This window comes from Phyllobacterium sp. 01N428 (assembly GCF_056399405.1).
Map to the genome: position 1 here is coordinate 350099 of NZ_JBFTRH010000002.1, position 23187 is coordinate 373285.

Consider the following 23187-nt stretch of genomic DNA (forward strand, 5'->3'; position numbering starts at 1 on the left):
CATCGTTGTAATCCAATAAATGGAGAGGCCGCACGGAACGTTCAAGGTTTGGATATCCGCGCGGCTCGCCCGCCTTACAACGGAACCAGATCGTCAGGCTTCCACGTCTGGTCGTAGAACGTCTGGTCCGTCCCGTAGAGCCGCACGGCGACAAGAAACGCACGCTTTTCCAGGGTCTGGATCCAGTTGCGTTCCGGCGCCTGCGCCGGTTTCGTCGGTCCAAGATAGAGTTCGACCGACCCATCGGGATTGGTCTCCACCTTGTCGAACTGGTTGCGCGACGGAAAGGCCTGGCTCGTTTCTGGCATGGTACCATCGTGCGGGTTATAGACTGTCACCGCCCAATAGAGATGCGCCGGGATCTTCGGTGGCAGCCGCAGGCGATAACTGCGGCTACCCTCCAAAAGCTCGCCCTTCTCGTCGCGGAACGCGATCGGATATTTCGAGCCGAGCCCGACAATATCCGCCACCATGGCCGGCGCCGAGGAATAGGCCGCCTGGAAATAGGCGGCGCGGCTATCGAGCGATTGATAGCTTGAGCCGAAGAAGGCGTCATCGACGCCGCCCCAGCCATTCACATAATGCCGGTCCGAGTAGTAGGGCGCATTGGGGAGCCCTTCAGGCGTGATGCGCAGCGCGAAAATCGTGCGGGCGGCGGTCTCGACCGCATTGGTCAATATTTCCTTGCGCCTTGCATCCGGCGCGAAGGGCTGGCCCTTGATGATGCCGATGCTTGCGAGCATACCGCGCGTGACCGGATCGAGGCTTTCGGCCGGCTCGTAATCGATAAAGGCCTTCAGTTTTTCCCAATAGGCGAAATCGGTCGGATACATCATGTTGACGCGTACCGGCGACGCATTCGGAAACTCCATGCGCGGACGGTTGCGCTCGAGACTGTAGAGCGGGTAGACCCGGGTTCTCTCGGCCGTCGCCACCGCGACGGTCGTGTCCGGACCATCAGGGCCAGGCGCAAGCACCGTGCGGAAGAACAGGAACACATTGTACGTGCGCGAGCGGAAGGCGAAATAGCCTCCCGGAACCTGGTCATTGTAATCTGGCGGCAGGAGCAGATAGAGGCCGCCCCCGGCCTTGTCCGGTCCCGCCGCACCGACATCGGTCAGAGTGCGCTGGAAGAAATCCGTGAACATGCCGATGACGTTCGGTGGCGCATAGACGACGAGCGGACCCGTCTCCTTCAGGTTGAGATAGCTCATCGAATAGACGACATCGCAGTTCGGCGTCGGCACCAGCGTCTTGGCGTTCATGCGATCCTTCCAGATCGGCAGCACGTTATAACCCTTGCCGAAGGTCGCCTCCGAACCATCGCGCATGCCGATGACATTGAGTGTCGGCAAAGTGAGCATGTAGGACTGGATGGCGCGCTGCGTGAGCAGATCCTCGTAGAGCTTCTTGACCGTTGCGTCACTCGGCCAGGCGCCGTGATCCAGCTGTTCGACGAGGGGGGAAACAACCTCTGCTTCTGCCGATTGCGGCAGCGCCTGCAGCGCCGCGAGCGCGCCGCCGCCGAGCATGAGGTTGCGGCGGGATATCCAATGTAGGCCCTGTTTTGAAACCATGGTCGTACCTCAAATTATGCCGTTCAATAAGTTCTTGTCCGGCGATGTTGTAATCATAGTCCTGTCTTCAAATTCATTTTGCCTTGAGCACCGGTGGCGGCGACCAGCTATTGTCCATGATTTCGGCCTTCGGCGAATAGGCGCGGATAAAGAGTTCGAAATCGCCCTTCGGCGCCGGCAACCAATTGGCAGCCTTGTCGCCTGCGGGCTTGCCATGCTGGACATAGATCGTCAGCGAACCGTCTTCGCCATAGACGAGATCCTTGTTCTTGGTGCCGAGCGAGAAACGGTTGATCTCGTTGGGTGCGAAGAAGTGCTCGGCATCGTACAGCGTCAGTGACCAGAACCCGTCAACGGGCGGGAGCTGACCCTTGGGGAAGGTCACGGCGTAGGCATGCTCGCCGTTGAGACGCTTCTTCTGCGAATCGTATTCCTGACCGAAATAGGCGGATTCTCGCCGGGGATTAACGAAGATATTGGCCTTGGCGGCCGCAGCGCGGCTGAAATAGTCGGTGCCGAACTCGGCTCCGTTCATCGGCGCGACCCAGTCATTGCCAACCGGCACGCCGGCATAGGAATAGCTGTGGATCTGCTTCATCAATTCCTTTTCGGTCTCGATCGCGGTTTCCTTCAGCGTGGCTGCCACCTCCGGATTCTTCGACGCGGCCTCGAGTAGCGAACCGAACCAGGCGTAAAGCGCCTCTTCGCCGGGCTGCGGGGGCACTTCCTTGAGGATCAGCGGCAATTCCTCGAAGAAGAGCTCGGGCTTGACCCACTGCGTCTCGCCGCCGGCTCCCGCCTTGCCGCCGGCAGGATCGGCAAGCACCGGTATCTTGCTCCAGTCCTTGGTCTTCATCTTGCCGTCGAATTCGCTCAGCGGATAGGTCATGATCTGGCTGATGAGGGGCTGGATCGCGGCACGATCTTCCTTGGTGTCGTCGAGAAACGCGCGCGGAATGATGTAGGCGAGATTCGTCGGCGAGCGGAAGACGCCGGAAATTCCTGAAGGCACGTCGCCTTTCCATTCCGGCCCAACGATCATGTAGAAGCCGGGCTTGCTGCCATAGAGCTTGCCCATGCCGCCGATCGTGTCAGTGCGTTGGTTTCCGAGCTGGTAGACCCAGAAGCGGTCGCCGAAATCCGGCACCTGAAAGACGATCGGTTCCTTTTCAAGCGCAAAGATACCGAAGCCGTAGACGACGTCCTGGTTGGGCGTGGCGACGCCGCGTTCCTCGGGCTTGATGTAATCGGTCAGCATGGTCACGCGGCCGATCGGTCCGACAGGCAGGATGCCATCGCCCAGGCCATTCTCCGGCACCTTGGAAAATACCATCTGGCGATTGTGCATGTTGACCATCGGCCAGCCCCATAGATAAGCGATGCGCGCCATGTCTCGCACATAGGCTTTCGGAAGGGTCGTGCCGGATATCGGGCCCTTGGGGATTTCCTTGCTGATCTCCGGAACAGCCGGCGACTGGGCGAAGGAGGAGACCGGAAAGACTGCAATCGATGAAGCTAAAATCAAAGTGCGTAATGAAATAGACCTGGTTGAAACCTGCATCTTGCTACCCTTTTTCCAACGTTTCCTGTCCGCGCCGAAACCGGCGCAGATAACATGCCGAACCTAACGATCCGCGACGATAACCAAAGTACGTAACAGTAACAAAATGCTGCACAAGCGCATTTGCGCCCCGCATGCACGCTCCGGCAGACAGCCTCATCGGACCGTGAACTTCGGTCATATTCTGCTCAAGAGAAGTTGAACAACATTACACGTAATTCATTGTTTTCATGACGTTTTAGGGCGTAACGTCCTTTTACCGGCACGGTGGGTGCCGGTATGGGGACGGGACGAAACGGGTCCTTGTCTTGAACAATTGGCAAAGGCTCTTCTCGGTCTCGTCCGGCATAGATCAGGAGGAGATAAATGATGAAGAAATTGCTTCTGGTAATCTCTGCGCTGGCATTGACGACAGGCCTAGCCTCAGCCCAGGGACAACGCACCTACACCTCCACGGTGAAATCGGTTAGGGCCATGCACAGCCCCGATATGTTCAGCACGACAGGGACGATCGAATGGGTCAGTCCGCAATCAAGGACGGTGCAGCTGACGACGGGTACGAAGTACCAGTTGCCGGCAAATGCCGATTTCCGCGGCATCGCCGCCGGCGAGAAGGTGCGCATCACCTGGAAGGGCCAGGACCCCTACAATACGTCCTTCGGCAACGGCGAATCCGATGAATTCCACGCCGCGAAGATGGTGGTGGTTCACTGATCAATGGACAAGGGTTGAGCGGTGGTCGGAGGCCAAGAGGCCAACGGCCACCGGTCGATCTGGGAGTTTTAGCGGGGAGGAGAATGGTGAGCCCGGAGGGACTTGTGATGAACCCTGTATTTGCTGGCGTTTTGTTTGGCTAACCTTGCACCTGCGTCGACGGCAACATCAATGTTGCGCGCATCTACCGCAAAAAGGACGCGGACAACCGTGATGCTGGTCAATCAATATGCAATCAGCAACAAGTGCCGACATTTGCTTGACCCGGCGGGTAGCAATTGATTTGGTCGAACGCCAGATGGCCCAACGAAGGCATCGTGTTCGCTCCCCGTTGAACAACGATTGATAAGACGACAGCCTAGGTTACCGCTCAATGTTAAGTGCGGGCCATGCGGGCGGGGGTAACCGGGGCGAGTGCCGGAACGGGAGTCACCTTACTCTTATAGTCCTCTATAACCTCAGAGATAGCCGTCAGCAACGGCTCGAAACCATCAAACCTGATCGTACCTTTGTTTGCTGCGATCACCTTTGTCGCAAAGGCCTTCTTTCCGTAGAACTTGCTCCCGTCTGTTTCGGAGTTTGTCATATCGAACTTCTTGCCGTCATAGATCGTATTCAGCACCACTTGCTCGAAAAGCCGTTCAATCGGGGTGTCGGCGGCGCCAACCATAGGAATGGGCACGACATAGAGATTGGTCATAATGTGGTACCATGCACGCTTGCCATCGACTTGGTGGCCGGTCCTTTTCGTCACCTCTTTGAAAAGCTCCTTGGAGCCTTCGTCAGAGTCGGCGACCAGGATCAAGGGGTGCTTCGCACCGCTCTTGAATTTCGCCGTTCTCTTTCCATATTCTCGCAGTAGTTTAACCAGCTCACCACTACCGCCGCCGAGTTGTTGGATTGTTGCTGACGTTTTCGTGTACTTGAAAAATTTGACCTTTAGCTCGTTAGCCGGGGTTATCATCGTTGGGTATTTGCCTGCCAATGCGTGGAGAGCCGACCTGATATAGATGTTGTCGGTGACCCCCTCACAGAGAAGCACAGGGCGCTCAGCGCCATAAAGGTCTGCGTAGTTCAGAAAGCGTTCGAACAGGTGGGTGCTGGCCCAGAGCTTCGCGCCGCCCTTGGGCCCGCCATCCTCATCGACCTTCTTTGGCTTTGGTCCTTTACCGCGAACCTGATAGATGTAGGCGAGACGTCCCCTCAGCCTTTTCAACAAAAAAGGCTGTTTCATGCCGCCAACCTTGGTAAAGCACGCGCCGTCCATGAAAAGGTGATGGCACATAGCGGCTACAGTCTCGTAGTAGTCGACGGGGATATTGACCTTTTGGTTGACTACGACTCCGGTCACATCCTGTCTGGAGTAACTAAGCAACATACGCGTTTTAGTGGCGTTCAGCTCGAACCCGGCTCGCTTGATGATTTTCAGGAGCTTGGGACCCGCTTCCCATAGTTTGATACTGCCGGGAATTCGTCGCCCTATTGCACTCGGGAAGTTTTGTTCACTCGTGGAAAAGGTGATGTCGTCGGCGTAACGGGTGTAGCTACAATTGTATTGCTGGGCCAACTCGTTGAGCCGCATGTCGAGAACGCCTGCAATGAGGTTGGAAATGACCGGAGAACATGGGCTGCCTTGTGGCAGCTGGTTCTCAAAGCAGGCCAATTGGGCAATGGCGGCAGCCACCTTGGGCTTTAGGTTGAATGACTGGTTTCTTTGAAAGAAACCGTAGACTCGTCCGAAGTTGATCGACGGAAAGAAGTCCTTCAGATCCACGTTGAAAACGTAGCGGCGGTGCCGATGGTTCTCTCCGTTGGTCATGATGGATAGTTTCTTCTTGAAGCCATGCGCCAGAATACAGTCGCGCCTCTTCACGCGCTTGGCCTCTAGGTGTGCCTCAATACCCATCAGGTCTTGAGCGAGACGCTTCTGGATCGCCTTCAGTGTTTTGTGTGGCGCCTTGATCGTCCGGACGCCACCAGCCTTCTTCGGGACCGTAAATACCTTATATTTGTCGGCGTTCGGCATCTTGTACAGCGCGTACGAGATGTGTGCGGGCGCCAGACCAAGGATCGCGCCCAAGTCAGTGATATTTTCAGCTTTGCGATACTGGTTCAGCTTTAATGCGGCGGCTGTCATGGTGGAGGCGGCTTGCGGATACTCTTTAGCGACTTCGCGGAATATCGCTCAATGTCATGCTCCTGCAGGTTCTCTTCGGGAAGCATCAAAGCCGTATTGGTTTCACCTGTGAGGAACCCCCACAGAAAAATCTATCCGCAAGCCGCATTCTAAAGAGCAGAGGAACTGCCATTTCGCAAGGGGCCATGTACAGCTTTCCACTAATACATTCCCGCGACGAATTGCACCCTTCGTGTTCGCCTAGTGGTGAGGTGGCGGACGCAACGAGTTTGATTGATTCGATATCCGGGCAAGTCCCCTACATTGAGGGCGTGTGTGAGGATTATCGAACATTCAAGATGGTGCGCGTGCTCGGCCGACAGCCGGGGCAACTCGTCAGCGTCACTTCCGCGTACGACGCTGCCGTGTTCCTGCTGCAATCTCCCTGCGCGGCCGGCTACACCTAGGAAGAAATGGTGGGCCCGGAGGGAAACCCACCGCACCGATAATTATATAATAAGAACAACAACATACAGAGCCGGCATTGGAACGAATGTTGGAACCCAAGGCCCGCGCCTTGGGAGCGCCTTTGCAACCGGTTTCAAAAAATCTGCCGATTACCGCTCCTGGCGCAAAGCGGGCTTCAGTCTGGAGTGTTTTCGCCCGCGCATTGAGAGTTTCATATGTCCCCAGGGACTTTCCTCAAAAAAGCCTCACCTCTGCGGACCCGTCTGCGGTAGCATCACGAAAGCTTGATGCAGAGCTCTGGTTCCCAACCAGATACGCGATGACGGCGGAGACAATCCTCGGACAATGCACTTCAGGCTCTGTAGCAACTATTGGCTGATCGAGTGATTGCGGTCGATCCGCAACTCGAATTGCTTGCCTTCGTAAGCAGTAGGAATGCGCGCGCGTTGATGCGCTTTGGCAAGCCTATCGAGCCAATCTGAAATGTCGCCGGGTACCGGGGCTTTGCCCATCGCCCAAGCATTCACAAGGTACACATCGCACTTGAGAGTGGCAGCAAGATCAAACTGGGACCATCGCAAGAGGACCAGACAATTTTGAAAGCGTTGAGGCGTCACATCATACCCTCGTGTTGCGTGGAAGCATCCGACGGATCGGATTGAAGCGCAATCTGACTCAAGGGATTAGTATCAGTAAGGGTGGGACGCGCCGGCTTATTAGAATTTCGGGCCCTTTAAGCAGACTCAGCTATGCTCCTCAACGCATTCGTTGTCGCAATATAAAGAATAACCAGATGACGACGATCAATGCCATGACCGCGAAGCCATACAAAATCCAGTTACCTGAAAACATGTCAGCTGCAATGGCCATGGGTTTGACAATCAGTTGACGGATCGATCTCATTCAACGCTGCGGACGAATTGCGGTTCCTCGCCTTCCGATGAACTCAGACTTTTCGCCATTTCAAACCCGCTTGACTCATTTCTCCGAACAGAACATTCATAGAACACGTTCGGCAGCGACGACCGTTCCAACACAATCTGAACTCTTAAATCCCTGTTCGGAATGGGCGAGCACGGGCATGTGAAAGGACGCCTCAATGAGCCGAAGTCGTGGCGCGCTGACCAAGACAATGGTCGATCGCTACTATCCGCACCAGGTCATGCTGAAGAACGATGCGAAGATGCGAAAGCATCTCTGGGCCATTAGTGGCCAAGCCTCCCAGCTGGGCGCATCCCCCCTCGGCCATCATTTTCATTTCGATGAAGAAACCGCCCACTACAGCGTCTATTGTTTTTCGAACTGCGAGAATGCCGAGGTATTTCAGGCTGCCTGGTGCGCGGAATGGCTCACGCCCGAGGACCGCAAATGGCGCGAGGAAAATCATGAGAGCATCCAGCATGGAAGCTGGAAAGAAACTGGCGTAATATTCAAGCGACAGTAAAAGCAGCGCTTACAGCGCAAATCGGCAGACGAGCCAGCATGCATCACGACCTCATCGATCAAGAACTTGGGCAGAAGTTAAAAGCTCTGCGCTTGGCCGGTGGTATGAGCCAACAGCGCCTTGGCGATGCCATCGGCGTTTCAGCTACGCAAATTCAAAAGTACGAGCGGGGCGCAAACCGCATAAGCGTTTCGACCCTGATAACGCTTTGCCACGCGCTCAAGCGCGACCCGATGGCACTGTTGGGGCAGTATTTCGACGATAATGCCCATACAATCGAAGGGCCAGAGCGACAGGGGGAATCGCCTTTTAATGGGCCCACGCTCAGAAAATGAGCTGCAACTATCGGTAGCGATAAGCTCTTAGCTGATGATAGCAGGTCGGGGGAAAGTCGTTTGACGGATGAGAAAGAGATGAGTAGCAGCGTCGCCGGACACGATCCACGCAAAGCCAAAAATGCCGAGAGGATGAGGCAGTGGTGGACAAAGAACGCATCCGCAGCACGTCGGGCCCAGAAAGCCGAATACATGCGCAGGTGGCGCGCCAAGAATGCACTCTCCGCTAAGGAAAAGATCAAATCCCCGGAGCGCAAAGCCAAGGATATAATTAAAGCCCGAAAATGGCGGGAGAAAAATCCGCTCTCGCCCGAGCAACGCGCTAGGGCCACCGAGCGAGCAAAACAATGGCGCAAAACTAATCCAGAGAAATACAGGGAACAGCAAAACGCGTGGTATGCTAAAAATCGCCAGGCGGTAAATATGAAAAGGCGTAAGAAACGCTCTACCGTACCTGATGGGAGCACTTCAAATGGCGATCGAAAGACCACGCAAGCCCTCCGGCCACAAGGATCGATTGAGCGACTGCCAGAGAGCGATCCAGGATAGGTTGCTTGAACTCTTCGGAGAGGCCGTGGCTGCCGGATGGGCCGAAGATGAGGTCTTTGCCGCAATCGTCGCAGTTGCTGACACCACCCAACTAGCGATGCATCGCGAGCAATTACGTTCGGTCGAGACACTTTTGCAAAAAGCGATAAAGCGAGGCACATGATATGAAGAAATCGGGCCAAAACCAATATACTATCCATATCTGATAATGCGGGCTGTTGGGGCGCGTCATCATGAAACATATTCTCGTAGCAATGGATGTCAGCGGGGCGGATCGTGCCTTTGAAAGAGCAATGCAATTGGCGCAGTCGCATGATGCCAAGCTGACCGTCATGCACGTCATAGAAGATAAGCATTTAGACGATAACGATCCCGACATAGATGATCGTTTGATCCAACAGGCCACGATGGAGCTGGAGCGGCACTGGGCAGACCTTTCTACGCCAACGGCAGAGCGAATTAGCGTTATCGTCACGACCGGCTCAGTCTGGCGGGATATTCTGGCCGAGGTTGAAACCGGAAAAGTTGATCTTATCGTCCTCGGCATGCACCACGCGACCGTAAAGGATCGCTTCATAGGGACCAAGGCCGGAAATATTGTCCGTAATAGCCACGTGCCGGTCCTGGTTGTGAAGGACAAACCCGCTGGCCCTTACCGCAATGTCGTTGCCGCCTCGGACTTCTCTCCTTCTTCAGAGCATGCGCTGAGCGCAGGACTTGAACTTGCACCTCAAGCGGCTGTTTGTCTGCTGCATGTTTTTGAAACACCGTTCTCGAGCCGTATTAAGGTTAATGCGGAAGAGCTGGCGGCATATGAGCAACGTTTGATTAGTCAATCCGAGCGCGAATCCAATGCGGCCACCGCTGCATTTGCGAAAAGAAACGGAACCTTCACAGGGTCGATCACGCCAAGGCTCGAGCGCGGTGAAATTATCCCAGGCATTGACAAGGTTGTGGGTGAACAGGACGCCGATTTACTGGTCATGGGCACCCACAGTCACAGCGGCATCGTTGGCAGGATGATTGGAAGCTATGCAATCGGATTTCTTAATGCCCCGCCTTGCGACATCTTGGTAACGCGATAGCCTCTGCGAAAGCACTATGCCAAACGATTTGAATGAGCATGGCGATTACCCGCCCCCGAACGAACCATCCTACGTGATGCTGGGGGTGGGGATGGTCTTGGGCATTGTGATAATCATGGGGATCGGCTGGTATTTGCGATGACTAAGAAATCTATTGATTTGGAATCCCGAAATGCGGGTTGACGGCCGGCCCCCTGACCATACCTTCACCAGACAATCTAGGGAAAACCCTAATTGCTGGGAGCCACTTTTTGCCTCATGATAAGGTGCCAATCGTGTCCATACCCGTCCCGATTGGTAAACCCCTACCCGTCGTTGTGCTGAAACCCCAGCGGCGGGGTTTTTTCGACTCAATATTTGATGGCTCGACCCGTCTGCCGTGCGTCCTGCTTAGTGGAGCGCTTGTCCTGGCGGCAGGCCGCATTGCTTTTCTGGTCGGCGGCGCGACAATCCTGTTTGGCTTGCCGTGCAGCCGGACGGGCTTGCTGTTTGGTGTCGCGGGCTTGCTGGCGTTGCTGCGATTGCTCGGTCGCCCACGACAATCCTGACGAACTCACGAGAGAGATCGCAATCATCGATGCGGTAAAAAGTGGTTTCAATCTAAGCATTTTAATATCCTTTCCCAAAAGGGTTCGGGAGCGAAGTAACGATCGAAATGCCCAGCCCTAGTGTGGCTGTCGGTTCATGCCAGCTGGACATCAGTCGTGATCACCACGACAGACGTCATACGCTCGGCAAAAAGATTTGTTTTTCCAGAAGCCCGCTGCCGCGAGGTCTGCACCAGCGGGCTTGCTTTGGGCAATATAGAAAAGGATCGGACGCCTTTTCTATCCACCATACTACGCCCTGTCTTTCGGATCACCAAGTGATAACAAGCATTGGTGCAAGCTTTTGACTTATCCAGAGAAGTAAGTGGCGCATAATTACCCCTGGGAGGCGGCGGTTGTCCCACGGAACTTCTTGCGTGTCAGGAATGGTATCTCATGATCAGAACTCTGCAGAGGCCGTCGCTTCATCACGCGCACTTTCTCTATTACCACTGGCTGACTTCACCAACGGATCGAGCCACACAGCAATCGGGTAGCTTTCAGCTCAGTTTCGGTCTCAGTGATGGCAAGCGCGAAAGTGGACCGTGGAAAGGATGAAAGAGTCAAGCTAACGAGCGGCCGGCGAATTTCATTATCCGATAAATCACTTGGTGTAACCACAATAGGCCAAAGAGCAGGTATAGGCTTGGATATCATCCGGAGGCCACGGTGCGAGGCCGCCCTGGTCGCTTTGAAAAATAACACCGTAGGGTTGCCCCAACGCCGTAGCCAGCGAACGAGCGATGTCCTCCTGAAGCTGAAACAAGCCATGGGGTCGGATATCGTTTTCGTAGCTTTTCGTCCAAAAAATGAAACCATCGGCACGGTTGACGAGACGCGTGCTTAGCCGGAGCCTCTCGTCCTCGATGCGGACAGCTGCTTCCAACACAACAGTTGGGTACGGATCGACGATCGCATTCGATGCGGCACCATCTACGACGACAATTTTCTTGAATTTTGTGAGTTGAGTGATGACTTCCTCAGTTAATCCCTTCGCCATATTTGCCGAGCGCAGTGTCCCCGAAAGGTCACTGAACGGTTTAACGAGTAATCGAGGAATATGAGGTCCTGATCCCCTGATCGCGACAGCGGTCCTGCCGGAAAAGCTGGCATGAGAGCGGATCAGGTAGCCGCTGGCGGACAGTGCTACACCGATGAAAGCGATGGCAGCAAGATTTCCCAACTTGCGAGGCGGTTCGTGCGTCAAAAGAAGCTCTTTGGATAGGCCCGCTAACGGGCGGACTTCGACGGCAGATGTTATTATACATCTTTGCGAGAAGATGGGCACGTAACCGCCCTTCGGCATGGTGATGATAATTGGATCATACTGACCCGCCACCAGGTAATAATATTCAAGGCCACGCCTGATGAGACTTGCCTGGATGCGGACCACGGGGTCCAAGTGCGCTTCAAACGATGAGTCGCGACCAAACACCTCTACAGCGATCGAATAGGCCTTGATCCGTTTGGCGCGTCCCGCGATAACCTCTTTAACGACATAGTTCAGGAATCTGCGCGCTCGCTCGGGCGCATGAAACTCCGGACTGGATTGAATGCGTTCAAGTTGTGCGAGAATCTCAGCTTCGTTGGGACGGGTTGCCTCCTCATTCACCGGCAAACGGATCATGGCAACGCTCATCTCTTGTCCTCCAACAAGTAATAGCCCGTTCACCGGCCTTATATCACAGTATCTTGTGCTAACGTAGAATTATTCGCCCGTCGGCGCCACATACGAACTGGGATGCTTGGCTATCTGTGGAACAGCCGCGAGACCCATTCCAACGAATTGGGGATCCTGACGCCGAGTGCGGTACCGGCGATTGTGTTCAGCGTGACAATAAAAAACCGCCAACCGGAAGCGGCCGCGAGACTTAATCATATTAAAACTGAACCCGTTCAACAATTAAAACTTTAAGTGTTTGGCGGCGATTTGCCTTTTTGTAACTGTTACGTACTGTACTGGAAGCCAATCTAATAATAAATTTGAGATCGCAGGCATACCCGCGAAGCGAATACTTCAGTCGGCGCATAAATGGACAGCGCCTCGCGGCCGCGATTTGCGTATACCATCGCACACTCAATCAGCATTGCTTTCATCATCGTTTTTTTCGAGCCCGTGAGGGACAGATGAGCCACCGACGCGGTGGTTGTTTGACAACGTATAAGTGCTTAACGGAGGAGCCGAAAATGACAGGAAAAACCCTAAAGTTTGGTCTTCGCGCGTTGGTCGCTGGGACGATTCTATGCGGCGCACTTGCGCCCGCCCAAGCGCAGGACGCGCAATCCAAACCCAATATTCTGTTTATCATGGGCGACGATATCGGCTGGATGCAGCCGGGCATTTACCATCGTGGATTGATGGTGGGGGAAACGCCCAACATTGACCGTATCGGCAACGAAGGTGCGATGTTTACTACCTACTATGCCGAGCAGAGTTGCACAGCAGGGAGGAACGCATTCTTTACTGGAATGCATCCCCTTCGAACCGGCATGATCCCACCACAACTGCCGGGCAGCCCATCTTATCTCAAGCCCGGTACACCCTCGCTGGCGTGGTTCCTGCGCGATCTCGGCTATAACACTGGCGAGTTCGGCAAGAACCACCTTGGCGACCATACGGACGCACTGCCGACCGCTCACGGTTTTCACGAGTTCTGGGGGTATCTCTATCATCTCGATGCTATGCAGGGCGTAAGCTTCCCCGACATCAACAAGACACCGACAGAACAGACCGTCGCCCCACCGTGCAAGAATACGCCGATCCCCGGGCTTGCCGAGGATCCAGCAGCTGTTGATCCAGCCAAGACCACCTGCTTGACGCCACCGCGTCCGGTGCTCTTCTGCAAATCCTCTGATGGGACAGCCGCCAACCAAACCTGCAAGGACGAGGGACCGCTTACACTTGAGCGTTCGAAGACGGTGGATGAGGAAATCTCCAGCCACGTCATCGATTTCCTCGACCGCAATGACCCGAAGAAGACCAACAAGCCGTTCTTCGTCTGGTACAATCCGGCACGCATGCACATCACGACCGTCTTGCCGGACAAGTACTTGAACATGATTGGCGAACCGGGTGGCAAGGACTGGGGTCTCAACGAAGCTGGCATGAAGCAAATGGACGACAACATCGGCTACGTGCTGAAGAAGCTCGATGAGATGGGTCAACTCGACAATACCATCATTGCCTTTACGACGGACAACGGTGCTGAAACCATCACCTTCCCCGACGGCGGCACCACCCCGTTCAAGGGAGGCAAGCTGACCACCTGGGAAGGTGGCATGCGCGCCCCGCTCGTCGTGCGTTGGCCCGGTCATATCCAACCCGGAACCGTGAAGAACGACATTTTCGCTTCGCTCGATTGGCTGCCGACGCTGGTCGACATAGCCGGCGGCCCCAAGGGTAACGAACTGAAGGCGGAAATCGAGAAAGGTTCCTATCCGGGGATCGTCAAGACCACCCTCGATGGTGTCAATCAGCGCGACTATCTTGAAGGAAAATCGGAGAAATCCGCGCGCGATACGTTCTTCTACTATTCGGGCAAGGACCCATCGGCCGTGCGCTACAAGAACTGGAAGATGTACTTCGCGATGGTGTCCGATTCTCCGGAAGGCTTTCTCAATGGAGTGGTGCCGTATCACTGGACGCAGGTTGTCAACATCAAGCGCGACCCGTTCGAAACTTCGGTCGGATCGCAGATCAAGACGCTCATGGGCCAAGGCGGAACGATTGGCTCTCCGTCAACAGCCTATATCTACGACTGGAACATGCTGCCAATCGGCCAAGTGCTTTGGCTCAAGGAACTGCAGAGCTATGTGGACTTTCCCCCGATGCAGGATCCAGCCAGCTACAATCTGGAACAGGTCGTCCAACAGGTTAAGCAAATGCGATCGGAGCGCCGAGCCGGCGAGTAACGAGGCTTGCGGCGGGCGCCCTCGGGCGCCCGTTTCATCATCACAGTCTTAAAGGAGAAGCTCTCATGCTATCGCCAATCGTTCTCCTCAAACACATCATTGCAGGTGGGCTCCTTTTGCTTGCAGTCGCGACGGCGGGGGCCCAAACCGATCCCCTGCCGTCATGGAACGGCACGGTGACCAAGCAGGCAATCATTGCGTTCGTGCAGTCAACGACCAAGGAAGGCGGCCCGACCTTTGTGCCGCCAGCCGAGCGGATCGCAACCTTCGACCAGGACGGAACGCTCTGGGTCGAGCATCCAATGTACGGCCAGGTCATCTACTGCCTTGATCGGGTTCCCGCGCTGGTCGCGGAGAAGCCCGAACTAAAAGAAGTCGAGCCGTTCAAGACGGTTCTGAGTGGCGACCGCGAGGCGGTCGCGAAGCTGCCGATGAGCGAGCTTGAAAAGCTGCTCGCTGCCACGCTGACAGGCATGACTATCGACCAGTTCCAAGGAGAGGTTCAAAAGTGGCTCGCATCGGCGAAGGACCCGCGCTGGAAGCGTCCCTATACCGAACTGACCTATCAGCCAATGAAGGAAGTGCTCGGCTATTTGCGCGACAATGGCTACAAGACCTATATTGTGACCGGCGGCGGTCAGGACTTTGTTAGGGTCTATTCCGAGGCAACGTATGGCATTCCGCCGGAACAGGTCGTCGGAACCGCTGGAGGCACTGCCTACAGCTACAGCAACGCCGGAAAGCCGATCCTGACCAAAGAGCCCAAGCTTCTCCTCAACGACAACGATGCCGGCAAACCGGAAGGTATCCATCTTATGATTGGCCGCCGGCCGGTGTTTGCGGCGGGCAATTCCACGGGTGACCAGCAGATGCTGGAATACACCGAGGCTGGCGACGGTCCGCGGTTCGCGATGCTGTTGCTGCACGACGATGCCAAGAGGGAATACGCCTATGGTCCGGCTACGGGCTTGCCGGACACCAAGGTCGGCGCATTCACACAGGAACTGTACGACCAAGCCATCAAGGATGGCTGGATCATCATCAGCATGAAGAAGGACTGGAAGCGAATTTTTGCGGAATAGTGGTTGCTGGCTGGTATTTGCAAACCGGTAACCAACGCACCGCTTAACAACTACTGACGCTGGAGGTTTTTAACATGTTCACCAAGAAACTCGCAGTTCTTGCCCTGATTGGTGGTGTATGCCCGGTTGGGGGTGGTGCATTGGCGCAGGATGCGGATGTCAAACCGCATGTTCCGCTGCAGAAAACCATTGGAGTGGTCACGGCGACGGGGCCGGTCCCCTCCCTCTTTGTCGTCAACTCGGCCGGGGCCAAACTGGAAGGCGGTAAGCTGACCATGACCGGCGTGGCCATGAGCTCCATCGTCTTTGCCGATCGTCCAGTGCGGGCCGCAGGCCACGTCACTACCGAGCAGTTCGTCATGCAATGGTCTGAGGGCGCTGACAATTTTATCAAGGACCCGCCCAACGGCACCATTTCCGTTCTGGGTGGCGATGGTTCAAAGGTCGAGGACGCCGTGGTGACGTTAAGGGCGCCGAAGATTGAAGCCGGCAACCTGACATTCGACGTTTCGGTACTCGAAGGAAGTCTTAGCGGCTCGAGTGGGCCTGCGGCTCTATTCATCGATCGTGGCGGTGGCGGTGGCGGTCGTGGTGGTGGCTTCGGCGGAGGTGGTGGCTTCGGTGGAGGCGGCGGCTTTGGTGGAGGCGGCGGTGGGTACCACGGAGGGTTCGCCGGAGGCGATCGCATGGACGATGTCCATATCAACGACGTTCATGCCAACTATTGGCACGCACCCGACTATCATGGCGCATGGTATGCCGGCGCGACTGGGGTCGCACTTGGCGTCGCTGCGACACGGCCATACCGCTACGGGTATGACTACGGCTACGGTGCCCCCTATTATAACGGCTATGGCCCATGCGGATATTACCCCCACCCGCCTTGCGACTAGTTCGGGACCCGGGGTGGGCGCGGCGCCGACCAAGGTTCGCATTGAGCCGCGCACGGCATCGGTGCGCGGTTCGGGCTAAATCGAGCCATCGCTGTTAGAATTGCATAACCCTAGTTATTATCTGGTCCATCTAAGACTGGGAGTGTCATATGGAAAAGTTTAAAGGGAAATCACAACTGGGTAGTCTTGATGAGGCACTCGCAGACGCTATTAGAACAGCCAAGGAAACGACGCAGACTGATTACGTGGAGTGGTAGCTACTCAGCGTTTCTGGCGCGGACGGCGGATATGTAGCCGTTCAAGATCTGGTTGCCGAGATTGAGATTACATCGCAAATTCCCGCTTAATGCTTCTAAAAGAGTCTGAAGTTGATAGCGATCCCACCGCACGGACACGACCAGCATCGGGACTTACCGTCGCGCGTTTGCAGCGCAACAATTTTTTCAGCTAACCAACGAATGCGGCGGGAACATAATGGTCTGCGTCTTTTGATCGCTCTATAACGAAATTTGCGCCGTGGGCTGTGCCAGCGATGTTGTGAAAGCGACGCCGGGGGTAATAATCAGAACTTAAACTTGGCGCCAATGATTGGACCTTGCATGGATACGTCCCACACAAATCCATCATCATCGTAGTCTACATCAAGATAGCGGTAACCCGCCTCCAGCGTGAACGAGTTGTTGAACTGGTATTGAAGCGTGGCCTGCACCTGCCAATCGATGTCGGCGCCGGCGCCGAAGCCACCGACATCGGCCTCGCCGTGAAGCCCGAATCCCCTGCGGAGACCAACGGTGCCGCTCACGCCGATCAACGGATCGACCCAGGTTTTGCTGCCACTCGCCTCCCTTACCTCGCGAGGGCCCGTAAGGGTCAGGTCCGAGTTCAAATACCAGAGCCGTCCGCCGGCCAGAATGTCGAAGTTCGAGGTGCCATTATCGAGTAGCCTATAGGAGCCGCCGAAGGTCCACAGCACGAGGTCCAAATCTTCTTTTGCCGAAATGTGAAACGGGCCGGGCGCTGTTCCTTCGGCCTCGAGTCCCAGGTAGATGAATTCGGTGAAAAGGCCATAACGGCCATTGCGCGCCTCGGCGTTAATCATGACGGGCGGCGGTGACCAATCGATGTGGTCGAATATCTGATCAAAATTGAGATTGACATTCGCGGGACCAAGGCCGCGGACGCCGACCCTGCCGTCGAGGCCCGCTGCCCAGAAAAAGGGCTCTACCGTGAAGCTCCACCCGGGCGCGGTTTCTGTAGGCGGCGGCGTCTGAGCATCCGCCGCAATCGTCGGGGTCGCCACCAGCATTGCTGCCAGTCCTGCCCAGGCTGGCAACATCACTCGGATTATCATCATCAAGTCCCTCGAATCGAGTCCCTCGAAATCCTGCTTTGATGTGTACACCCGTCCGTGAAACTTCGCTAATGAACGTGCAAGTTCCGGGGCGTTTTTCACGGACTGTTGCCACACGGCCACCACTCCCACCGGGAAGAGCTAGTATCCCTTCACCTCGTGCGGCATATGCCACGTGGGCCAAATGGGAAGGTGCGATCGAGCCCGACCGCATAATAGATAATTTTATTGAATCGGAATCCGCAATTCTGTCCCTATATTCCGGCCATGGTTTACGAGGATTACAAGACATTCCGGCGAGTGCAGGTGTTCGGGCGGCCGCCGGGCCAGTTGGTCAGCGTGACGTCCGCCTATGATGCTGCACGGTTCCTGCTCGAACAGTGGCCAGATCAGGCTGGCCCGAAACACCTCATGGCTCGGGAGATATTGTTGAAGTGCCTTGAAGGCAATTGCTCGGCTGCCGTGGCGCGTGTCGCCTTTATCGAGGCAGCGAGAGAAGCCGGCATTTATATGGAAGCCGAGCCACTACGGACCGCTTATACGGGCAAGCCCGACCCGAAGTGGGGCAAAAGGAAGGCGTTGCGGCGCGCCTAATAAAGATCGGGAGCGTACCGTCTATGAGGTGGCATCGCGTCAATCTTTAAAGTCGGCTTTTTTGCATACTAACTCCCCCTGGAGCGCGAACATCCGGCAATACTGTACCTCGCCGGTAACCTGGTCCACTTGCCATATCGCACCAGCGCCAGAGGGGAAATAAAATCCAGCGGTATAGGTCGCTATGTTTGATCCATCAGGGATTTTGGTGTCGAACAGCGCGTATCTATCGCACCCCACTTGCAAATTTGCCGAGGCCTGCTGCCACAGGGCTGAACAGTTGTAGACCTTCTTCGTCTTGTGATTCAAAAAGTAGGCTTGCGACTGGTACTCGCCAGAGCCGCCACCGGCCTGATGCACTATGAGTTCGAAGTCTGCTGCTGCTGCGGGTAAAAGAGACGAGCTCAGGAAGGTTGCTATTAGTAGTGCGCGCATGGGGCCTCTCCAATTGTCCTAGGATGCTGATTAACGTAACGTATTTCCCTCATCCTATTTCACCTATAGCCTGTCGGCATCGTTTCCGCTTGCCTTTCCCGGAGGAGATACGCGAATGGTAGATGAAAAGAAGACCGCATCTTTTGAAACTCCGCAAGGTTTAAGCCGACGCGCTCTGCTGGTGGCCGGTACTGCTCTTGCGGCAACTGCAGTGTCAGTATCGACGCCAGGCCCTGCGGTTGCGCAGCAGGCCGCTTCGTCAGGACCTACAGAGCGCAAGCCGAACATTCTAATGATCATGGCGGACGACATCGGCTGGTTCAACGCAAGCATCTACAATCACGGCATGATGGGCTACCGCACGCCGAACATCGACCGCATAGGAACCGAAGGCGCAATGTTCACCGACTGGTATGGCGAACAAAGCTGCACTGCTGGTCGCGCAGCATTCATTACTGGTCAATCTCCCATTCGGACGGGGCTCACGAAGGTTGGACTTCCCGGCGCAGATATTGGGCTGCGGGCCGAGGACCCGAGCGTCGCCGAATTCCTCAAGCCACTCGGGTATGCAACGGGGCAGTTCGGTAAGAACCATCTCGGAGACAAGGACGAGTTCCTTCCTACGGCCCACGGTTTCGACGAGTTCTTTGGCAACCTCTATCACTTGAACGCGGAAGAAGAGCCGGAGAACCCCGATTATCCAAAGAACCCTGAATTCGCTAAGCGCTTCGGTCCACGCGGGGTCATTAAAGCTTCGGCTGACGGCCGGATCGAAGATACAGGACCGCTTACCACCAAGAGAATGGAGACGGTGGATCAGGAGTTTTTAGGCGCTGCGCTCGATTTCATTGACCGGCAGCAAAAGGCCGACCAGCCATGGTTTTGCTACTTTAACCCAACGCGGATGCACGTGTTTACCCACTTGAAGCCAGAATCCAAGGGCAAGACGGGCTTGGGTATCTATCCGGACGGAATGGTCGAGCTGGATGGCTATGTCGGGCAGTTGCTGCAAAAACTCGAGGATCTTGGAGTTACCGATAATACCATTGTTGTCTTCACGACCGACAACGGTGCCGAGGTTATGTCATGGCCCGATGGCGGCAACACACCCTTTCGTGGGGAAAAGGCGACGAACTGGGAAGGCGGCTACCGAGTGCCGATGCTGATCCGCTGGCCGGGCACGATCAAGCCGGCGACCGTCTATAACCAGGCCTTCTCGCACTACGACCTCATTCCAACCTTCGCAGCGGCGGCTGGTGATCCCGATGTCGTCGAGAAGTGCCTGAAAGGCAGTGCGTTCGGCACCAAGACCTTCAAGGTTCACCTCGACGGCTACAATCTCATGCCTTTCTTCAAGGGCGAGGTAAAACAGTCACCGCGCAACGAATTCATTTATTGGAACGATGACGGCGAGCTGGTTGCCATTCGTTACGACAAATGGAAAGCGGTTTTTCGTGCCCAGAACAACCAGGGCATCGGCGTCTGGATGGGCGAGTTCACCAATTTGCGTATTCCGAAGCTGTTCAATCTTCGATCCGATCCGTTCGAGCGGGGTGATGAGTCGATCCTCTACGACAGATGGCTTGCAGAGCACGCTTTCGTTCAGGTCCCCTTGCAGACACTCGCTGCAAATTGGCTGAACACATTTAAGGAATTTCCGCCGCGACAGAAACCGGCAAGCTTCAATCTGGATAAGGTGGTGGAACAGTTGTCGTCGCCGATGACAAAATAGCCGACTGTCACGAAGGTGCCGGTTGCCAAGGGTACCGCGGCGCTTTTATCATCGTTGCAATGCACATCACCTGGAAACGCACTGTCATCGGCGGCGATGAGCTGCATCACGACTTTTGCGCCTACGTCCATGGCAACATCACCCTCGCCCGCATCTTCCGGACGAAGTTGAGCGAGGGTGAGGCGGTGTGATCGGTGGACATACAGATCGGGAATGCCGCCGCCGATACCTGCTCGAGCCGCCTGGAGGCTATACAGATGGTTGAGCATCGCCTGGCCCGCTTCTTGGCGACCGAGAGGGGCAGAACTGATCCACAGAATGGCCGCTAGATCATCGGCACATCTTTGGTTTGTCCGACACAACCGTCCGAAGGAATACGCTAGACTTGTCGGGGATCTTCGCAGTGGCAGGGTCGAGCGCATCGGAAGGAAGAGATGAGCAAGAGTGCCGAAGAAAAAGCTGCCCTACGCAAAGCGAAAAATGCCGAGAGGATGAGGCGGTGGCGTGCAAAGAACCCACTCTCCCCCGAGCAGAGAGCGAAGGAAGCCGAGCGATCAAGACAATGGCGGAAAGCAAACCGAGAGAAATATAGGGAGCAGCAAAACGCCTGGTATGCTAAAAATCGCGAGCGGATATTGGCCCAGGATCGTGCGAAAAAACGCCGTACCGTGCCGGATGATAGGAGTGCTTCACATGGCGATCGAAAGACCACGCAAGCCCTCCGGCCACAAGGATCGATTGAGCGACTGCCAGAGAGCGATCGAAGATAGATTACTTGAACTCTTCGGTGAAGCGGTTGCGGCCGGTTGGGCCGAAGATGAAGTCTTTGCTGCCATCGTTGGGGTTGCCGATACCACCCAACTTGCGATGCATCGCGAGCAATTACTGTTGGTCGAGACACTTTTGCAAAAAACGCTGAAGCGAGGCAGATGATATGAAGAAATCGGGCCAAAACCAATATACTATCCATATCTGATAATGCGGGCTGTTGGGGCGCGTCATCATGAAACATATTCTCGTAGCAATGGATGTCAGCGGGGCGGATCGTGCCTTTGAAAGAGCAATGCAATTGGCGCATGATGCCAAGCTGACCGTCATGCACGTCATAGATGATAAGCATTTAGACGATAACGATCCCGACGTAGATGATCGTTTGATCCAACAGGCCACGATGGAGCTGGAGCGGCACTGGGCAGACAAAACAGGCGAGTTCTTCATCCTCGGAGGTCAGATGGCGTTTGTCGCCGCTTTGGGAGATGAGTTCCGAACGGACTACGGCAGACCCGATCGGCGTCTGCGAGTTGTCTTCGACAACGGCACCGAAAGCGACCTATTGCTTCGATCCTTCCAGCGCGCGCTCTATAAGGACGACGCCGGGCGCCGAATTACAGACCCAAGCGCCGGACCACTCTTCGGCGGAGCCGCAGAGGACGAAGACCTCCAAAGCGGCACTATTTATGTCCTTCGGAGCAACTCAAATCATCCCGAAGTTGCGGCCCACCGCAACCTGATTCACAAGCTTGGCGTCACTGGTGGACGGTGGAGGCTAGAATCGCTCAGGCGGCACTTGACCCTACCTATCTTCTTGCGGGCGTCACCGTTGTTGCGACTTATAAGCTGTTCAATATCAATCGCAGCCGGCTGGAAAACGTATTGCATCGCGTGCTTTCTCCTGCCCGCCTCGACTTGATCATTCCTGACCGTTTCGGCAACCCGGTGAAGCCGAGGGAATGGTATTTGGTGCCACTGCACATCATCGACGAGGTGGTGGAGAAGGTGAAGAACGTATCAATTACCCATTATGAGTAATCCTGTTGAGGCGAGATTGAAGCACACTCCGCCATGAGGGCTCTGAAGCTATATCAATTAGCCTCCGTCGCGCTTAGTTAGTTTAGTCACAAGGAACCCCGATACAGGCGATATTTGCAACCGGTTTCAAAATTATGGCCACGCTTAAGTAGGCGCTCTCCGGCATGATCCGTTTCCACAAGTGGCATCACCACATGTTGCAGTCGCTGGTCACGAACGAAACGGGCGAGAGCAGCGATATGTTCTTGGAGGTGTACAGTCAGCCGCAGGAAACTTTTGCGTCTGCTCGTAGCCGATGTCACCTTTTATAGCACTGACGATCATGTCACCTTCGTTGTTAGCGGCACGCGATTCCGAAAGGATGGCACAGTCGGGAAACTCCACGATTCCTTCAGCCTGCAGTTTAAACGAGACAAGTTGGAAAAAGGCCGCTGATCATATCGCAGGACACTATCTTTGAGACTGGTTCCGGCGAGAGAATTTGCAACCGGTTTCAAAAATTTGGGTCTACGCCCCGATTCCCGGCACCCGATCGAAGACATTCCCTATCGCATCGCCATGCAGCGAACGAAGGTCTGCCGCCAAATCAATCCGCTCCGCCGCAAGCTTTGCGAACCACTCGTCACCGGTGAAAGCGTACTTCTGCACGATTGCTTGCCAGTCCTCTGGTCGAGAAAATCGTTTGTGGAGCGCAAGGTGAAGGGTCCGGCATATCGGATATGGATTCCAAGGCTCGTAATAGTTCTCGGAATGATACTGGACGTTTTGTGTTGACCCAGAGACGGAGCAAACCGACGGGGGAACCAGGTAACCACGCCGAGCAGCGCGGCGAGCTCCGCAGTCCAATCGCCTGTCGCCGCCACGGGTCGGAGCGCCGTTGAGGACGCTGGCCGGTTTTAATCGGCGATGCCGGTATTGGCCGGATCGATGAATGTCAAGCTGC

Annotated in this window: 21 protein-coding genes and 1 pseudogene; 14 read left to right on the forward strand and 8 right to left on the reverse strand. The window is 55.4% G+C overall.

Going from position 1 to position 23187, the window contains the following annotated elements:
- Positions 1-74 precede the first annotated feature (74 nt).
- On the reverse strand, positions 75-1532 hold the full coding sequence (locus AC1DNI_RS09735) for a DUF1254 domain-containing protein (RefSeq protein WP_477691794.1): 1458 nt from the start codon (positions 1530-1532) through the stop codon (positions 75-77).
- Between the two features lie 118 nt (positions 1533-1650).
- Positions 1651-3102: a DUF1254 domain-containing protein gene (locus AC1DNI_RS09740; protein WP_477691726.1), complete on the reverse strand. Its 1452-nt coding sequence runs from the start codon at positions 3100-3102 to the stop codon at positions 1651-1653.
- 402 nt (positions 3103-3504) lie between these two features.
- On the opposite strand from AC1DNI_RS09740, the gene AC1DNI_RS09745 reads away from it, so the two are divergent.
- Positions 3505-3852: a DUF1344 domain-containing protein gene (locus AC1DNI_RS09745; protein WP_027231989.1), complete on the forward strand. Its 348-nt coding sequence runs from the start codon at positions 3505-3507 to the stop codon at positions 3850-3852.
- Positions 3853-4228: 376 nt separating this feature from the next.
- Here AC1DNI_RS09745 and AC1DNI_RS09750 read toward each other — a convergent pair whose 3' ends face one another.
- Positions 4229-5989: a retron Ec67 family RNA-directed DNA polymerase/endonuclease gene (locus AC1DNI_RS09750; protein ID WP_477691727.1), complete on the reverse strand. Its 1761-nt coding sequence runs from the start codon at positions 5987-5989 to the stop codon at positions 4229-4231.
- A gap of 1546 nt (positions 5990-7535) precedes the next feature.
- On the opposite strand from AC1DNI_RS09750, the gene AC1DNI_RS09755 reads away from it, so the two are divergent.
- The 4 genes from AC1DNI_RS09755 to AC1DNI_RS09770 all read left to right on the forward strand — a co-directional run bounded on the left by AC1DNI_RS09755 (position 7536) and on the right by AC1DNI_RS09770 (position 9849).
- Positions 7536-7880, forward strand: a complete 345-nt coding sequence (locus AC1DNI_RS09755) for a hypothetical protein (protein WP_477691728.1) — start codon at positions 7536-7538, stop codon at positions 7878-7880.
- Positions 7881-7918: 38 nt separating this feature from the next.
- The gene (locus AC1DNI_RS09760) at positions 7919-8215 is read left to right on the forward strand and encodes a helix-turn-helix domain-containing protein (protein WP_477691729.1); all 297 of its coding nucleotides are present in this window, start codon (positions 7919-7921) and stop codon (positions 8213-8215) included.
- Between the two features lie 60 nt (positions 8216-8275).
- A complete protein-coding gene (locus tag AC1DNI_RS09765) occupies positions 8276-8764 on the forward strand; it encodes a hypothetical protein (RefSeq protein ID WP_477691730.1) in 489 nt (162 codons plus the stop codon).
- Between the two features lie 233 nt (positions 8765-8997).
- Positions 8998-9849: a universal stress protein gene (locus AC1DNI_RS09770; protein ID WP_477691731.1), complete on the forward strand. Its 852-nt coding sequence runs from the start codon at positions 8998-9000 to the stop codon at positions 9847-9849.
- Between the two features lie 350 nt (positions 9850-10199).
- Here AC1DNI_RS09770 and AC1DNI_RS09775 read toward each other — a convergent pair whose 3' ends face one another.
- Positions 10200-10457, reverse strand: a complete 258-nt coding sequence (locus AC1DNI_RS09775) for a hypothetical protein (RefSeq protein WP_477691732.1) — start codon at positions 10455-10457, stop codon at positions 10200-10202.
- A gap of 583 nt (positions 10458-11040) precedes the next feature.
- Entirely contained in the window at positions 11041-12075 is a 1035-nt protein-coding gene (locus tag AC1DNI_RS09780) for a hypothetical protein (protein WP_477691733.1), read from the reverse strand.
- A gap of 548 nt (positions 12076-12623) precedes the next feature.
- Here AC1DNI_RS09780 and AC1DNI_RS09785 point away from each other — a divergent pair.
- The 3 genes from AC1DNI_RS09785 (at position 12624) to AC1DNI_RS09795 (ending at position 16323) form a co-directional block, all read left to right on the forward strand.
- Positions 12624-14348 (forward strand): arylsulfatase, encoded by a 1725-nt coding sequence (locus tag AC1DNI_RS09785; RefSeq protein WP_477691734.1) that lies wholly within the window; start codon positions 12624-12626, stop codon positions 14346-14348.
- Between the two features lie 65 nt (positions 14349-14413).
- On the forward strand, positions 14414-15430 hold the full coding sequence (locus tag AC1DNI_RS09790) for an HAD family hydrolase (RefSeq protein WP_477691735.1): 1017 nt from the start codon (positions 14414-14416) through the stop codon (positions 15428-15430).
- A gap of 74 nt (positions 15431-15504) precedes the next feature.
- The gene (locus AC1DNI_RS09795) at positions 15505-16323 is read left to right on the forward strand and encodes a hypothetical protein (RefSeq protein WP_477691736.1); all 819 of its coding nucleotides are present in this window, start codon (positions 15505-15507) and stop codon (positions 16321-16323) included.
- A gap of 562 nt (positions 16324-16885) precedes the next feature.
- On the opposite strand, the gene AC1DNI_RS09800 is transcribed toward AC1DNI_RS09795, so the two are convergent.
- Positions 16886-17791, reverse strand: coding sequence for a porin family protein (locus AC1DNI_RS09800; RefSeq protein ID WP_477691737.1), 906 nt, complete (start codon positions 17789-17791; stop codon positions 16886-16888).
- A gap of 111 nt (positions 17792-17902) precedes the next feature.
- Between AC1DNI_RS09800 and AC1DNI_RS09805 the strand changes: the two genes are divergently transcribed.
- Positions 17903-18268, forward strand: coding sequence for a DUF982 domain-containing protein (locus AC1DNI_RS09805; RefSeq protein ID WP_477691738.1), 366 nt, complete (start codon positions 17903-17905; stop codon positions 18266-18268).
- 39 nt (positions 18269-18307) lie between these two features.
- Here the strand turns inward: AC1DNI_RS09805 and AC1DNI_RS09810 are convergent, their stop codons facing one another.
- Entirely contained in the window at positions 18308-18703 is a 396-nt protein-coding gene (locus AC1DNI_RS09810) for a hypothetical protein (RefSeq protein ID WP_477691739.1), read from the reverse strand.
- A gap of 115 nt (positions 18704-18818) precedes the next feature.
- Between AC1DNI_RS09810 and AC1DNI_RS09815 the strand changes: the two genes are divergently transcribed.
- From AC1DNI_RS09815 to AC1DNI_RS09835, 5 genes and pseudogenes are all read left to right on the forward strand, one after another.
- Positions 18819-20435, forward strand: a complete 1617-nt coding sequence (locus tag AC1DNI_RS09815; RefSeq protein ID WP_477691740.1) for an arylsulfatase — start codon at positions 18819-18821, stop codon at positions 20433-20435.
- 59 nt (positions 20436-20494) lie between these two features.
- Positions 20495-20626: a hypothetical protein gene (locus tag AC1DNI_RS09820; RefSeq protein WP_477691741.1), complete on the forward strand. Its 132-nt coding sequence runs from the start codon at positions 20495-20497 to the stop codon at positions 20624-20626.
- 502 nt (positions 20627-21128) lie between these two features.
- Positions 21129-21368 (forward strand): hypothetical protein, encoded by a 240-nt coding sequence (locus AC1DNI_RS09825; RefSeq protein ID WP_477691742.1) that lies wholly within the window; start codon positions 21129-21131, stop codon positions 21366-21368.
- Positions 21369-21498: 130 nt separating this feature from the next.
- Positions 21499-21645 (forward strand): annotated as a pseudogene (locus tag AC1DNI_RS09830) (hypothetical protein); the annotation flags it as partial.
- 329 nt (positions 21646-21974) lie between these two features.
- Positions 21975-22244, forward strand: a complete 270-nt coding sequence (locus AC1DNI_RS09835; protein WP_477691743.1) for a GIY-YIG nuclease family protein — start codon at positions 21975-21977, stop codon at positions 22242-22244.
- A 507-nt stretch (positions 22245-22751) separates the two neighbouring features.
- On the opposite strand, the gene AC1DNI_RS09840 is transcribed toward AC1DNI_RS09835, so the two are convergent.
- A complete protein-coding gene (locus AC1DNI_RS09840; protein ID WP_477691744.1) occupies positions 22752-22892 on the reverse strand; it encodes a hypothetical protein in 141 nt (46 codons plus the stop codon).
- Positions 22893-23187: the final 295 nt, after the last annotated feature.